The organism is bacterium (assembly GCA_013360195.1).
GTDB lineage: Bacteria > Electryoneota > RPQS01 > RPQS01 > RPQS01 > JABWCQ01.
Window position 1 is genome coordinate 57,017 of sequence record JABWCQ010000010.1, and the last position, 14,308, is coordinate 71,324.

13 protein-coding genes are annotated in these 14,308 nt (G+C 50.6%); 5 read left to right on the top strand and 8 right to left on the bottom strand.

Annotated elements, in window-relative coordinates:
- Nucleotides 1-9 precede the first annotated feature (9 nt).
- Genes HUU59_08580 through HUU59_08600 form a run of 5 tightly spaced genes read right to left on the bottom strand, consistent with a single transcriptional unit; the run spans nt 10 to nt 6,423 of the window.
- Nucleotides 10-3,630 (bottom strand): nitrate reductase subunit alpha, encoded by a 3,621-nt coding sequence (locus tag HUU59_08580; protein NUO19487.1) that lies wholly within the window; start codon nt 3,628-3,630, stop codon nt 10-12.
- Nucleotides 3,627-4,424 (bottom strand): hypothetical protein, encoded by a 798-nt coding sequence (locus HUU59_08585; GenBank protein ID NUO19488.1) that lies wholly within the window; start codon nt 4,422-4,424, stop codon nt 3,627-3,629. Before HUU59_08585 ends, HUU59_08580 begins: the two co-directional genes overlap by 4 nt.
- Nucleotides 4,421-4,951, bottom strand: a complete 531-nt coding sequence (locus tag HUU59_08590) for an MOSC domain-containing protein (protein NUO19489.1) — start codon at nt 4,949-4,951, stop codon at nt 4,421-4,423. Before HUU59_08590 ends, HUU59_08585 begins: the two co-directional genes overlap by 4 nt.
- A gap of 1 nt (nt 4,952) precedes the next feature.
- Entirely contained in the window at nt 4,953-5,990 is a 1,038-nt protein-coding gene (gene moaA / locus HUU59_08595) for a GTP 3',8-cyclase MoaA (protein ID NUO19490.1), read from the bottom strand.
- On the bottom strand, nt 5,977-6,423 hold the full coding sequence (locus HUU59_08600) for an Rrf2 family transcriptional regulator (protein ID NUO19491.1): 447 nt from the start codon (nt 6,421-6,423) through the stop codon (nt 5,977-5,979). Before HUU59_08600 ends, moaA begins: the two co-directional genes overlap by 14 nt.
- Before the next feature lie 230 nt (nt 6,424-6,653).
- Here HUU59_08600 and HUU59_08605 point away from each other — a divergent pair, with 230 nt between their 5' ends.
- The 5 genes from HUU59_08605 to HUU59_08625 are packed head-to-tail and all read left to right on the top strand — an operon-like array spanning nt 6,654 to nt 10,635.
- Complete coding sequence (locus HUU59_08605; protein NUO19492.1) at nt 6,654-7,265, top strand: molybdenum cofactor guanylyltransferase; 612 nt, start codon at nt 6,654-6,656, stop codon at nt 7,263-7,265.
- Between the two features lie 20 nt (nt 7,266-7,285).
- Nucleotides 7,286-8,215 carry a bifunctional molybdenum cofactor biosynthesis protein MoaC/MoaB gene (locus HUU59_08610; GenBank protein ID NUO19493.1) on the top strand — a complete coding sequence of 310 codons (930 nt, stop codon included), beginning with the start codon at nt 7,286-7,288 and terminating at the stop codon, nt 8,213-8,215.
- Nucleotides 8,212-9,432 carry a molybdopterin molybdotransferase MoeA gene (locus HUU59_08615; GenBank protein NUO19494.1) on the top strand — a complete coding sequence of 407 codons (1,221 nt, stop codon included), beginning with the start codon at nt 8,212-8,214 and terminating at the stop codon, nt 9,430-9,432. The genes HUU59_08610 and HUU59_08615 overlap by 4 nt, the downstream gene beginning before the upstream one ends.
- 1 nt (nt 9,433) lies before the next feature.
- Nucleotides 9,434-10,201: a sulfite exporter TauE/SafE family protein gene (locus HUU59_08620; protein ID NUO19495.1), complete on the top strand. Its 768-nt coding sequence runs from the start codon at nt 9,434-9,436 to the stop codon at nt 10,199-10,201.
- A complete protein-coding gene (locus tag HUU59_08625) occupies nt 10,198-10,635 on the top strand; it encodes an Rrf2 family transcriptional regulator (protein ID NUO19496.1) in 438 nt (145 codons plus the stop codon). Before HUU59_08620 ends, HUU59_08625 begins: the two co-directional genes overlap by 4 nt.
- 68 nt (nt 10,636-10,703) lie before the next feature.
- Here the strand turns inward: HUU59_08625 and HUU59_08630 are convergent, their stop codons facing one another.
- The 3 genes from HUU59_08630 to ettA are packed head-to-tail and all read right to left on the bottom strand — an operon-like array spanning nt 10,704 to nt 14,292.
- Nucleotides 10,704-11,078, bottom strand: a complete 375-nt coding sequence (locus HUU59_08630) for a diguanylate cyclase (GenBank protein ID NUO19497.1) — start codon at nt 11,076-11,078, stop codon at nt 10,704-10,706.
- A gap of 1 nt (nt 11,079) precedes the next feature.
- Nucleotides 11,080-12,618, bottom strand: a complete 1,539-nt coding sequence (locus HUU59_08635) for a transglutaminase domain-containing protein (protein ID NUO19498.1) — start codon at nt 12,616-12,618, stop codon at nt 11,080-11,082.
- A gap of 3 nt (nt 12,619-12,621) precedes the next feature.
- A complete protein-coding gene (gene ettA, locus HUU59_08640) occupies nt 12,622-14,292 on the bottom strand; it encodes an energy-dependent translational throttle protein EttA (GenBank protein ID NUO19499.1) in 1,671 nt (556 codons plus the stop codon).
- Nucleotides 14,293-14,308 lie beyond the last annotated feature (16 nt).

The window sequence follows — 14,308 nt, forward strand, 5'->3', positions numbered from 1 at the left end:
TCCCACCTCCTACCAGATCACTTTTTCGAGTTTCTTCACGGCCACAAATGTATCCCGGTTCACTCCTTGCGGCCCCCAATAATTGAAGGCATAGGTGAACTGCCCATATCCGCCAACCATGAACAAAGGCTTCAGTTTTGCTCTTGTTAAACTGTTGTGCCCGCCCGCTCTGCGATTGCCGCGTTCGGGAGACTTCGGAATGCCAAGAGTTCGTTCCGGTGAGTGATAGATGAAGCACATTCCGCGTGGTATTCTCGCGCTGACATTTGCAACAGTGCACATGACGCCGTGGTCGTTGAATATCTCGACCCAATCGTTGTCCACTATGCCAAGCAGCAGCGCATCCTTGTCGTTTATCCAAATAGGATCATGACCCCGGCTTAACGTTCGCATACGCAATGTGTCGCCGTATGTGGAGTGAATTGACCATTTTCCATGCGGCGTGAGGTAATTCAGGATCAGTGTTCCGCCTTCGGGTTTTGACATTCGCAAGTCACCTAATAGTTCACGCGGGGGACGCGGTTTGTAGGTTGGCAAGTGTTCTCCGTATGCGATATAGGTTTCATGGTCAAGATAGTAATGCTGTCTCCCGCTCAGTGTACGCCAGGGAATCAGTCCTTCAACATTCTGACAGTACGCCGAATAGGTGCGGTCATCGCTTGTTACGCCGGTCCAGAACGGAGTTGTCAATATACGCCTCGGCTGCGCCGCAATATCGTCAAATGTGATACGAACTGACCTCGTTTTCTCGGCAGCGTGACTATGATCTAGCCCAGTCTTCGCAGCCTCGGCTTTGTATGCCCGGAAAGCCAATTCGCCGTTTGTTTCCGGTGCAAAATGCAGTATTGCCTCGCACACAAGTAGGTCTTCACGCAAAGAGGGATACTCGCCGCCGCCCCACTTCTCAGTCGGATTGCTTTCCTTGTATGCGTCGTAGAAGTCTGCTACTTCAAATTGAAGTCCATGCATTCCAAGGCCGTTACGAAAGTTCGGGCCAAGACTTATGAATCGATTGAAGACGTTGCGGTAGTCTCGCTTCACTATTTTCATGGCCGGCATCGTCTTTCCCGGGATGGCCTCACACTCGCCCTTAGACCAGTCTTTGACCTTCCGCTGCGCGATTTCTGCGGGAGTGTCATGAGCAAGTGGTGTAGCAACAAGATCTTCCAACGGTTCGGCAATGTACTTTTCAGCTAGCTTCGATGTCTTGCGCGCGATTTCGCGGAAGATGTCCCAATCACTTTTGGACTCCCAACAGGCAGGCACAGCGGCCTGAAGCGGGTGAATGAAGCTGTGCAGGTCTGTCGAATTCAAGTCATTTTTCTCATAGTACGTTGCTGCCGGAAGAATGATGTCTGAATACAGGGCAGATGAGTCCATGCGGTAGTTCAAGTCTACGACCAGATCCATTTTGCCGAGCTCGACTTTATCATGCCAGATTACATCCTCTACGTGCTCTTTAGCTTGTTCCTCTGCAATCAGATTCGTATGTGTGCCAAGATAATGCTTCAGGAAGTACTCATGACCTTTTGCGGACGATAGAAGTGCATTGCCGCGCCAAATGTAGAATAACCTCGGAAAGTTCTCGGGTGCATCCGGATCCTCGACGGCAAATTTCAGCTTGCCGGACTTGAGCTGCTCAACAACGTTCTTGATGACTTCTGTCTCGTCTTTTGCTCCTCCGGCTTTCGCGTGACTCACTACTTCGAGCGACGATTGATTGAACTGCGGATATGATGGCAGCCAGCCCGCACGGACCGCCTGGATTTGCCTGTCGATAGTGTGACCGTGCGCCATTGAATGAGATCGATCTGCTACAGGGCAAATGTCATCAAACTTCGCGTCATATCGCCATTGATCGGAGTTTACATAGTGAAAAGACGGTGCGTTCTGCAGCCGCGGTGGTGCCGCCCAATCCGTTCCAAAGGCGATTGGTGCCCATGATGTCTGCGGCACCAGCTTTTCCTGCCCGACATAATGGTTCAGACCGCCGCCGTTCTTCCCAACACAGCCGCACAGCATCAAGCTCGAGATTATGGACCGGTAGATAAGATTGTTGTGATACCAATGATTAACGCCAGCTCCAATTATGACGCTGCACTTGCCTTTACTTCGTTCCGCGGTAGTTGCCCATTCGCGCGCGAAGCGGAGTACAACGTCACCGGCTACACCTGTGAACCGTTCCTGCCAGGCCGGAGTGTAAGCGTGTTCAGGCTCATCATACGGCACCTGAGCTTCGCCGTTCTTTCTCACGCCGTATCTCGCTTTCAGAAGCTCAAATGAGGTAGTAACGACTTTCTCTCCTGCTGACGTCTTGATTCTGCGGACCGGTATCTTTGCGGTCACCGTTCCGTCACCTTTTTCGAGCGAGAATTCAGGTAAGGAAATTTCGAGTATCTCCGACTTTTCGTCCATCATTAGAACAGGGTCAAATTCCAGCCCGCTGCGCTCGTCCTTCAACTGCAGATTCCATTGCCCTTTCTTTTCCTGCCAGCGATGGCCAACAGTACCGATCGGAAGCCGCAATTCACCCGAGGAAGAGTCCAGCATGAGGAACTTCCACTCGGAATTCTCAACTCCGGCGGTCTCGGTTACATCTGAGGCTCTCACGTATTGACCGGGCTCATGGCAACCGTCCGCACGTGGAAGCAACTCTACCAGTATCGGACCATCGGTGAACTGCTTTTGATAGTTGATGAAATATGGAACCTGTTTTTCAATATAGAACTCGCGCAGAATCGTATGTCCGACCGCCATCCAGAAGGCGGCATCTTGTCCTTGGTGAATTGGTACCCATTCATCAGATACTTTTGAAACCATCGAAAAGTCCGGCGAAAAGACAACGACCTTAGCTCCGCGATGCCTTGCTTCCACAAGAAAGTGCGCGTCAGGTGTCCTGGTCATCAATACGTTGGAGCCGACAACTGCAATGAAATTGGATTTGAACCAGTCTGCGCTCTCTGCAACGTCCGTCTGTTCGCCCCAGATCTCGGGTGACGCAGGTGGCAGGTCACAATACCAGTCATAGAAGGAAAGCGATACGCCGCCCATCAGTTGCATGAACCGCGCACCGGCAGCATAGCTGACCATGGACATTGCCGGTATTGGCGAGAACCCTGCGATCCTGTCGGGGCCGTGTTTAAGAACTGTGTGGATGTTGGCTGCAGCAATAATCTCCGTTGCTTCATCCCACGAGAAGCGGCGGAATCCACCTTTTCCGCGTGCCTGTTGGTACCGGCGGCGCGACTCCGGATTGCTGACAATTGAGTTCCAGGCGGCCACCGGATCGTTAGGATGTTCAGCCTTCGCCTCGCGCCAGAGATCAATCAACGCACCGCGCACGTAGGGATACTTTACTCTAATCGGACTGTAAATGTACCATGAATAGGATATGCCGCGCTGGCAGCCTCGCGGCTCGTACGGAGGAATGTCTTTGTCTATAATGGGGTAGTCCAGCGCTTGCATTTCCCACGTGACAATCCCGTTCTTGACATAAATGTTCCAACTGCAGCCTCCGGTACAATTCACTCCATGAGTACTGCGAATAATCTTGTCATAGGACCAACGATTCCGATAGAAGTCCTCCCATTCACGCTGTTTCGGGTCGAACAGGTCTGTTATCCAACTCATTGGGCACCTCTGAAACGGTGTGATATTGCGCGCTCGCGTTTGCGATACAATGTTACAACTATGAATAATCCTATTGCTCCAATGAGCGTCCCAACCAGACTCACAGAATTCTCAGCGCTCGATTGCGGCATTTTGTCCGGAAACGACAGATACTCGGCAAGATGTACAGCTTCTTGCGCCGTTATCGGGGAATTTGCATAAGCACCCGACATCACTTTGAACTGAGATTGTTGAATCGCCGAAGTCATTGCGATTTTCCCCATTCGGGTGCTGACAGCCGTCAAATCCGGTCCCAAGGTCCCGCCGCTTGCACCGGCTCGGTGACAAGTGATGCATGCTAAACCACCGTTTGCAAGGGGCTGAGTTCCATCGAAGAGCTCGCGGCCTACCGATTGAGAAGCTGGTTCAAGTGTCGCAGCTACGGCCTTACTCGCTAGCTCCTGAGCAATCTTCACTCTGGCGTCCGCACGCGCATCCTGAAGCAAACTCACATAGTCACTTACTTCGTCATCGGTCAACGGGCCGACACGTGGTTCCATTAGTTTGACTTTGGCAGCCAATTCAGACTTCGGCCATGCACGCGTCGGCAGAAGGTCAGGACCTGTCAGTCTGCCTCCGCCGATGGTATGACAGCCAAGGCACTTCTGGACATAGCGCTGTGCCGCCAAGTCTATGACTATCGACGTATCCTCAGAAATCGTCACTGCTGAGTCGAACCTTGATTCCACAGTATCCGTTAAGCTTTTGCTGTACGCGTTCGCCAGCAACAGGCAGGAAAATAGTATCCTAATCATGCCGCCGCCTCATTTTCGCTGCTGTCTGCGCACTGCATTTCATCTGCAGACACGACACATATAGTGTCCCCGACGCGGATTTCACCGCCTCGCTTGACTGTCGCAAAGATTCCCTCCCGCGGCATGACGCAGTCTCCTGCTCGAAAGAAAATGGCGCACTTGGTATGGCACTCTTTGCCAATCTGCGTGATTTCGAGTTCTGCCTCACCTATTCGAATACGCGTGCCAACTTGAAGATTCGGGACATCAATAAATTCCGTGGTGATGTTTTCTGCAAATGCTCCAGGTCTGACCGGTACACCTCTGTCACGAATTTTCTGCACGCTTTCCAGCGCAAGAATGCTTACCTGCCGATGCCAGTTGCCGCCGTGAATGTCGCCCTCCAATCCCCAATTCTCAATTAGTTTCACTTTGTCACAATTGGACTTTGGAATGCCGCGACGTGTGCTCGTGGAAATCGCAGCTATTCGTCCCTTGTGAGATATTTCACTTGAATCTGTGCAGTTCGTGGGTTTGAGGTCGCTCATGCTATCCTCCTATTTCTATCATACTCAGATCATTCAAAGCTTCAAGCCGTTCCGGCTCAGGATGTCCCTCAGGTTTCTGACCAACAACCTGTCTTATTGCTCGCTTGAGTTCTTCGTCGTCCGCATCACTTCTCATCAGGGTCCGCAATTGTCCTTGCGCAGGATAGAACAAGCACGCCTTTAGTGCGCCGTCCGACGTCAGTCTGAGCCGAGAGCATGCGGAACAAAAACTTCTGGTCATGGAGGCGATAATGCTGATTCTTCCGCGAAAACCGGGGATCGTGAAGTCTTCTGCGATGCGGTTTGTCGTGAATGTTTCAGGCAGTGCGTGCAGAGGATACATTTGCTCAATCTTGCTGCGCATGTCATCATAAGAGACAATCCCACTGCCTTCCCACCGGTTTCCCTTGAATGGCATGTACTCAATGAACCGGACGTTGAGCGGGTTGTCCTTCGCCAACTCAACAAAGTCCAGCAGTTCGTGCTCATTTACCCCGGCCATTACAACAACGTTTATCTTTACAGCAGCGAAACCGCACTCTAGCGCCGCATGCACGGAACTCAGCACGTGCTGAAGTGCGTCCCGACGGGCTATTCGTATGAAGTTCTCCCTGTCCAGACTGTCAAGGCTGATGTTCACGCCGTACAATCCCGCCGCTTTGAGATCCTCGGCAAAGCGTGCAAACAGCACTCCGTTTGTCGTTAAAGAGACTGTTTCTATGCCATCAATGCTGTGTAGCTGAGCGACCAGTCCCGCCAGTCCGGTCCGAGTGGTCGGTTCGCCTCCGGTGAGCCGGATTTTGCGAACGCCCAGGCTTGCCATCACCTTTCCGACACGCACAATTTCCGCGTCCGTCAAAAGGTCGCTGCGCCGCTTCCAAACTACTCCTTCTGCGGGCATGCAGTAAGTGCAACGCAGATTGCAGCGGTCTGTCACCGAGATTCTCAGGTAGTCCTGAATCCGCCCAAATCTGTCTACAAGCGCTCCGCTCATTTCTGGCCGCCTGCTTGTATGCTTGGAGAGTTCATGCATGACCATGGGTGTCATCTCCCGCGTCAGTTCTGTGCTTGCTTCTCATTGCAAGCGCCTCTATTGTAATGAAATCAAGGAAACTGGATATCGCTTCGGAGTGGTCATGCCATAGCGCGCTCATTGGGCAGCTATTGCAGCTCCCACAGTCGCCGTAGGCCAGCACGCACTCGTTCAGGCGGTCTTCCGAATCAAACAGCGAGGCAATTCGTCGCAGCGTGATTCGGCTTGGGTCTTCCGCCAGGGCGTACCCGCCGCGTGGTCCGCGAATTGAGTTCACGAAGCCTTCCGCTTTTAGAGTTCCAAGTACTTTACTAAGATAGGGTTGAGGTATGCGCTCTTCCCTGGCAACGTCTGTGGCCAGCCAGCGTGTCTCTTTCGGTTGGCAGGCCAACCAAACAAGGGCACGTATGGCATAAGCGGCTGAGTGGGAAAAAAGCATTTAAGAGTATTGTATCTTTTTATCCAAATATATATTATGAATCTGAGCCTGTCAAGAGGAACTGTGGCAATAAGTCAAAATTATTTAGTTATTATTTATATTATGCTTATGGAATTCTCGACGCCCACTGGCGTGACTATTCAATCCTCGATTTTATCCCATTTGTGTGTGCTGGCCTCTCAAAAATCTGTCCAGTTTGGTCTGAACTTCAAATTTTAGTACCTTTTTGAATGGCTGGTTCACGCCAAATCACTCTCCCAATAGCAGGAGCCATCCTCGCCGGAGGGCACAGCTCGCGCATGGGGGTTCCGAAAGCCGGAATTGTGCTTTCCTCCGGTGAGACTATGTTTGAACTGGTCCTGCGGCAATTCACCGGCCTAGACCTGCGATGTGTTGTCGTCGGCCACAGCGATGGAATCGACAAGTCCTTATATGATGATGTCATTTTCCTTCCCGACCAGATACATGACCGCGGCCCGGTAGGGGCTTTGTTTGGTTTGTTCCAAAGCGGAATTGCCTCGAGTTATCTCGTAGCCGGATGTGATCAAATTCTGTTGAACCGCCAGCTTCTTGACTCGCTTGTTAAGCAGCCTAATGATAGACCCGTGGTCTTTGCCAATGATACCGGGTCGTTTTCGCCGTTACCGGGACTATATCCTGAAACAATGCTTCGGATTGTCGAGGAAGTGCTGCAGCAGGAATCCGCTTCGCTGCGCGAGCTCCTGCAAAAGGCTGATACTCGCATGCTAACCCTGCAGCAAGAGCAGTTTCTGAGACTGCGAAGTGTAAATACGCCGCAAGAACTCAATGAGTACGAACAAACTTTGCTAAGAAAGTCCTAATAATTCTAAGGGCTTGACCCATGCTTGATGTTTCAAATAAACACCGCTCGTTGCGCATCGCCGTAGCCGAAGCAGTCATTGCGATTACGCCGTCTGTGCTCGACCGCGTGAAAGACCGAACTGTGCCCAAAGGTGACCCCCTTGAAGTTGCACGCGTTGCAGCCATTATGGCAGCCAAAAGAACTTCTGAAATAATCCCGTTTTGCCATCCGTTGCCGATCGAATTTTCGTCACTCGAACACACTCTTCTGAAAGATCGTATCGTACTTACTGCTACCGTCAAAGGCATTTATCGCACCGGCATGGAAATGGAAGCGATGACTGCGGCTTCTGTTGCGGCGTTAACCGTATACGATATGCTGAAAATGCTTGACGAAAACATGGAGATCTTGTCCATCAGGCTGGTCAAGAAAAGAGGTGGAAAGTCTGATTTCAAGGAGGCATTCACCCCACCGCTGCGAGCCGCTGTGCTGGTGCTTTCGGACTCAGTTGCCGGCGGCAAAAAGTCCGACACATCAGGTCTGTTAATACGCGAGCGGCTTGAACAGAATGGTCTCAATGTACAGTTCTATGACATCATTGCGGACGACATTGACCAAATAGTTGCCAAATTGACCCACTACAGCGACTCGGAGAAACTCGATCTTGTGGTAACAACCGGAGGAACAGGATTCAGCCCGCGCGATACGACTCCTGAGGCAATGCGGAGGGTAGTTGAAAAAGACATTCCGGGTATTCCAGAGGCTATTCGCGGCTACGGTCAGGAGCGCACACCATACGCCATGTTGAGCCGTTCAGCCGCGGGAATCCGCGGAAACACATTGATGATTAATTTGCCCGGATCCAGTAAGGGCGTGCAAGAGTCCCTCGACGCGCTGTTCCCCGCTGTGCTTCATGCCTTTCAGATGATGTGGGGAGGAAGTCATGATAGGGCAGGACGAAAGGCGTGATTTCTTTGATTAGTTATCAAGAAGCGCACAACAGAATTGCTGCGGCTATTCAGATACTTCCGGTACTTGAATTGCCATTGCTGGAAGCGATCAACCGAACGCTGTCAGCTCCTCTGCAGGCACCATTTCCAATGCCGCGGTTCAATCAAAGTGCGGTTGACGGCTATGCTGTCAGGGCGCAAGATGTCGAGTCCGCAAGCAATGAGAGTCCGGTCAGGCTCCAATTAGTAAGTGAAGTAAGGACTGGCTCTGTGCCAACTCGTTCGATTATGATCGGCGAAGCGTCAAAAGTCTACACCGGTGCCATGATCCCATTCGGCGCAAACACTGTGATCATGATAGAGGATGCAGTGTTTAAGGATGATTACCTTCGTTTTGACGCACCTGTCAAGCTGGACATGAACATTCGTCACTTTGGCGAAGAATTCATGAAAGGGGATGTCTGTTTGAATCCGGGAATTCGCATGACTCCGGCCGCCATCAGTCTTGCAGCATCACTCGGTCTGACTCATATTCCGGTAAGACGTGCACCTCGTGTTGCGCTGATCGTGACGGGTAATGAGCTTGTTGAACCGGGTGAACCGCTTGAAGATGCTCAAGTCTACGACTCAAATAGATTCGGATTGCTCGCCGCACTCGATCACCTCCGAATACCGGAAGTTACCATCGCACGCTGCAAAGACGATATTGATTCGCTAACTGATGCGCTTACGCGGGCGATTGAATTCGCAGACTTAGTGATCACCTCCGGCGGCGCGTCTGTTGGTGATGTTGACTTCGTAAAGCCCGCCATTTCAAAGCTGGGCGGAACGATAATCTTTGATTCGATCGCAATAAAACCGGGAAAGCCTGTCGTCTTTGCAAATCTATCTGGGAAAATTCTGTTCGGACTTCCTGGAAATCCTGTGTCCGCGCTTGTGACTTTTCTGCTGTTCGTCAAACCTGCTTTGCAAGCACTTGAAAACGGCAATTACGCTCAGCCCCGCCTTGAAAGCGCATTGCTCACTGAAGACGTTCGCAAGAAAACACCAAGGACGGACTTTGTCAGAGCCACGGCGCACGACCATGATGGGAAAGTGCTCGTGTCACCATGTCGCGGACAGGACTCGCACATGTTGGGCGGGCTTGCGACCGCCAATTCTCTCATCGTTTTTGACGGTGAACCTCGAACGCTTCCGAAAGGAAGTAATGTAGAGATTGTGAGAATTGAATGGTAACATGGCAGGAGAGCATGTCATGCCGCTTGATTTGAGCGGTCAGATCGCGCTGACTGCGCTCATCTTTCTTGTTGCAATGATTTATGCCTCCGTGGGGCATGGCGGTGCGTCCGGATATCTTGCAGTCCTAAGCCTCTTTTCTTTCCAACAGGAACAAATGGCTGGTACGGCATTGATCCTAAATGTTGCAGTTTCAAGTCTTGCATTCTGGTCGTTCATGCGACGGGGACATTTGCTGCCGCGCTTTGCATGGCTGCTTGTGCTGACGTCCATTCCATTCTCATTCATTGGTGGAACGATGCATGTGTCGAGTACTGTCTACAAGGTGCTCCTGGCATTCGCACTTTCGATTGCAGCCCTTAGATTGCTTTACGAACGCCGCACGTCAAACTATGCATTGACAGAGCCGCATGCCATAATGCTCGGCGGAGTCGGGGGATCCATTGGTCTTGTTTCGGGAATCGTGGGAGTTGGCGGTGGCATTTTTCTGAGTCCGGTGTCAATCTTTTTCAGATGGACTACCGTCAAATCCGCAGCAACACTGTCCGCTCTCTTCATACTATCGAACTCTATGTCCGGACTGGCGGGCAGAGTTGTAACCGGGAAACTTGCGGTCGCACCGGTCCTCCCTCTCCTTGCTGCCGCAATTGCCGGCGGTGTGATAGGCGCATGGCTGGGTTCGGCAAGGTTTTCCAACCGGGCGCTCAGGGTGGTCTTAGCGGCCGTCCTCATGATTGCAGTTCTCAAGCTTCTTCTGACTGTCAAATGATTTTTTCCAAACCCACAAGTTACGCAATTCGCGCACTTGTCTTCCTTGCGCAGCATTATCAGCAAGGCTCAGTATTCGTCTCCGAGATTGCTAAGGCCGAGCAACTCCCTGCTCCGTTTCTATCGAAGCTGATACGCGAACTGTCAGCAGCTGGCGTTGTTACGTCATTAAGAGGACCTGGCGGGGGAATTTCCTTGTCCCACCCGCCGAATCAAGTCTCTCTTTATGACGTGTTCATGCTGTATGATGGACTTACTCTGTCCAATGAGTGTCTACTCGGCCACGCGATTTGCAGCGATGAAACAGCTTGCTGTGTTCATCGGCTATGGAAGCCAACGAAAACTGAGATTGAAAGATTCCTGAAGGGAACTTCCATTGCGGATTTGCTGGAGATGCGACAGGAACAGCGGGACATCTTGTTACCCCGGCACTGAGAGCGATACCATGAAAAGTAAAAGCCAGCATGACCTGCTGGCTTTTTTGAATTCCTTTACTCACCATTTCACAGCGCTCGGACGAAGTGCCGCAACTCCCAGGGAATCTCCAATGAAATCTCTACATAGCCCATGTACTCGCCATTGACAGACCACGGAGTTTGGTAAATCAGCTTTTTCACTCCGTTTTTTTCGATTGTGTACACATTCGTGCTCTTATCTGCAAGCATTTCGGCAAGCTGTGTTCTTGCCGGTTCTGGATGACAATCAAGCACGTTCGTTCCCACGAGAGCCGCACCTCCCTCTGACTTGAAAGTTGTTATGGACTTTTCATTCATTTCCACGATTACTCCAGTCGTATCGCACACGGTTATGGATACCTGGAGTTCTCTCCACCAATTGGAAGTTGCGAGATTCCCATTTTTTTTCAAATCGTGTTCCATTTCACCACCACACCTGTCCGTCACTGTATGTGAATATCCTCTCTTCCTTGTTCGAGTTTGCCGCAGTAAGCCAATACAAGCCATTTGACGGAACATTTGGAAAGAGTAGCGGTCCGCCATCAGCTATCCTCTTCCCTACACAAACCCAACCGTCACTCCAATAGCAGAGTACATACTCTGTTCCTACTTCAAAAGCCGCTTTGAGAATGCCGTCAGTGGACACTTCGAGCGTCTTCATTGTCGTTGAGTGCAATACCATGTCGATTAACTTGGTCGTATCCGCGACTGCAGGACGGATATCACCTGCTTTTGTCAGGAGGAACGCCGATCCAACAGGTTTAATCTCACCATTAACATATAATCCGGGTAAATATGCCACGTCAACACCCATCTCATAAAATGTCACTGAGTCCGAACGAACTTCGCCCCAATGAATAGCCTTCCATTCCCCGGAATTGAACACGCAGATGTATGCATGTCTTATGGAATCTGGAACACTTATTCTCACTCTTACATCACTGACCGACGTGTAATCGGACGTTACATCAATATAACACTTGGACGACAGGTACTTGGGTGCGTCGTCCGGATGATTCACTTGAAATGCAAGGTTTCTTCTTTGCAACGAAAAAGTCTTGCGATACACTTTTGCAAGCTTATTTGGGAGCCGATATGCTCGCGGATTAGCTTCCGCCCCCATAAATGGAATCACTTCTCCACCAGTCGTTACTATTGCGTTCCACGCGTGGTTGTTCCCTGAGTTTGCCCAGTACGGAGTGTAATCACTTGTCACAGCCAATCCGTTAGCTCGCATCGCATAAATCGTGAGATTTGTCATGTCTTCGCAGCGACCGATTTTATTCTGAAGCATTTCTGAGAGACCTTGATCGGTCGGATGATAGTAGAATCTTGGATCAAACCGAAACCATGACATGAGGTCCTGATTGATTATACAAGCAGCTTCAATCGGATCTATCGTGTCTTTCATGCCGTGGAACGCGCTGTCGTAGCGTGTGCTGAAATGACCTCGCCATTTCTCCAAGGGTTCATTGCTGCCCCGATAGGGCAGAATATATTCGCAGAATTGTTCGAACGTGAACGTTTTCGCCCAGGGACGAGTCTGCCAGGCTTCAAATGCCTTATCTACATGATCAATCACGAATGACGCCGAAATTGCCGAGTCGTCTGAACATACGTCACGAATCTTGAAGTCAAGCACTCCGTGTGCACTTTCGAGTGTTTTGAATGACGCTTCGAGTTCTTCGCAGCTTTGGAAATTCAGCACATCGAACGGAATCACCTTTCCCGCCGTGTCGCTCAAGTCAAACGTGATATAGCTGTGCCCTTCCATGTTATCAAATAGAAAGAGAGCGGCTCTGCGTTTCAACGAATCCACATCCCTCAAGTAGTGTCCGAGAACAATATCCTTGGCACTCTGCGAAACAATGTCAGTCTCGCTGAGTACGATCGTTGTAATTGCAAGCGACAAGGCCAATGAAAACCTGATTATCTTCCGGATTGCGAGGCTTAGGCGTGCCATATTCTATGCCGTGAGCTTACGATAAAGTGAACGGCGCGGACGATCAAAATTGGAGCCCAGTTCTGTTCTGCGCTGCTGCTCATAGGCTTCAAAATTGCCTTCAAACCAGCGAACCTTGCCGTTGCCTTCAAATGCCAGAATGTGCGTGCATATGCGGTCCAGAAAGAAGCGATCGTGACTGATCACCATAACACAACCGTTGAATTCGAGCAGTGCGTTTTCGAGCATTCTAAGAGTGGTGATGTCAAGATCGTTGCTTGGCTCGTCAAGCAGCAGAAAGTTACCTCCCTTTCGAAGAAGTTTCGCGAGATGTACCCGGTTTCTTTCACCTCCAGAAAGATTACCGACATACTTCTGCTGATCTGACCCGCGGAAATTGAACTTGGATACGTAGGCTCGCGACGAAATCTCCTTGCCTCCCATCAGAATTGTGTCCGTTCCACCGGTGATTTCCTCAAAGATCGTCTTCTTGTCGTCGAGGTCATCCCGCATTTGGTTTACATACTCAAGTACAACGGACGGTCCAAGCCTGATTGTCCCGCTGTCCGGCTGCTCGTGACCGTTGATTAAGCGAAATAGAGTGGACTTTCCCGCTCCGTTGGGACCAATTACACCGGTAATACTTCCCGGCGGAATGAAGAGATTCAAGTCTTTAATTAGTGCATTGTCACCGTAGCTCTTGGATACGCCATTTAATTCCAGTACGACATCTCCAAGGTGCGGACCGGGCGCGATCTGAATCATCATGTTCTGGTCGCTTACTTCGAAGACTTCCTTTGATCGTTTTTCATACTCCGTCAGGTGCTTATGGCTAAGTTCGAGGCGGTCGCGCTGTGAGAGTTTGATCCAAGCGAGTTCCCGTTTAAGTGCCGCAAGTTTTGCGGACACCTTTTTGTCCGGCTGCTCCATTTGCTCAATCTTCTGTTCAAGCCAATGTGAATAATTCCCTTCCCACGGTATTCCTCGTCCTGCATCCAGTTCCAGAATCCATTTCGTAATGTTATCGAGAAAGTAGCGGTCATGGGTCGATATTATCACCGTTCCTTCAAACTCTCGCAATTGCTTCTCCAGCCAAAGAACTGTCTCAGCATCCAAGTGGTTGGTCGGCTCGTCCAGAAGAAGGATATCAGGTTTTTCAATGAGAGCCTTGCAGAGTGCCACTCGCCTTCGTTCTCCTCCTGAAATCCGGGAAACCGGCAAGTCTCCGTCAGGCAAGAACAAAGCATCAGACGCAACTTCGACTTGATGTTCCAGGTTCCAGCCGTCCACCTTGTCGATTTCGTCCTGAAGCTTTTGCATTTTGTCCAGCGCTTTTTCCATGGCATCTCCGTCCATGGTTGCCATGTCTTCGGCAAGCTTATTGTACTTTTCTATCAAACTAAGCGTTGGTGCAAAAGCCATTTCCACGTTTTCGCGCACGGTTTTATTCAAATCAAGCTGAGGTTCCTGGGCGACGAGGACTGCCCGTACTCCTTTAGCAGGCTCAGCAGAGCCTTGAAAATCTTTGTCCAATCCCGCCATAATGCGCAATAGTGTGGATTTGCCCGAACCATTGTCTCCTACCAAACCAATCTTTGCACCGGGATAAAACGCAAGATTAATGTCGTCAAGTACTTTTGTCGTGCCATACAACTTGACGAGGTGCTGCATGACGAAGATGTACTGTGGGGCCATTTAACTCACAACTCTG

Excerpts from the sequence above, each read along its gene's own strand:
- HUU59_08580 (NUO19487.1), bottom strand. The coding sequence starts at position 3,630 with ATGAGTTGGATAACAGACCTGTTCGACCCGAAACAGCGTGAATGGGAG.
- HUU59_08585 (NUO19488.1), bottom strand. The coding sequence starts at position 4,424 with ATGATTAGGATACTATTTTCCTGCCTGTTGCTGGCGAACGCGTACAGC.
- HUU59_08590 (NUO19489.1), bottom strand. The coding sequence starts at position 4,951 with ATGAGCGACCTCAAACCCACGAACTGCACAGATTCAAGTGAAATATCT.
- moaA (NUO19490.1), bottom strand. The coding sequence starts at position 5,990 with ATGGTCATGCATGAACTCTCCAAGCATACAAGCAGGCGGCCAGAAATG.
- HUU59_08600 (NUO19491.1), bottom strand. The coding sequence starts at position 6,423 with ATGCTTTTTTCCCACTCAGCCGCTTATGCCATACGTGCCCTTGTTTGG.
- HUU59_08605 (NUO19492.1), top strand. The coding sequence starts at position 6,654 with ATGGCTGGTTCACGCCAAATCACTCTCCCAATAGCAGGAGCCATCCTC.
- HUU59_08610 (NUO19493.1), top strand. The coding sequence starts at position 7,286 with ATGCTTGATGTTTCAAATAAACACCGCTCGTTGCGCATCGCCGTAGCC.
- HUU59_08620 (NUO19495.1), top strand. The coding sequence starts at position 9,434 with ATGGCAGGAGAGCATGTCATGCCGCTTGATTTGAGCGGTCAGATCGCG.
- HUU59_08625 (NUO19496.1), top strand. The coding sequence starts at position 10,198 with ATGATTTTTTCCAAACCCACAAGTTACGCAATTCGCGCACTTGTCTTC.
- HUU59_08630 (NUO19497.1), bottom strand. The coding sequence starts at position 11,078 with ATGGAACACGATTTGAAAAAAAATGGGAATCTCGCAACTTCCAATTGG.
- HUU59_08635 (NUO19498.1), bottom strand. The coding sequence starts at position 12,618 with ATGGCACGCCTAAGCCTCGCAATCCGGAAGATAATCAGGTTTTCATTG.
- ettA (NUO19499.1), bottom strand. The coding sequence starts at position 14,292 with ATGGCCCCACAGTACATCTTCGTCATGCAGCACCTCGTCAAGTTGTAT.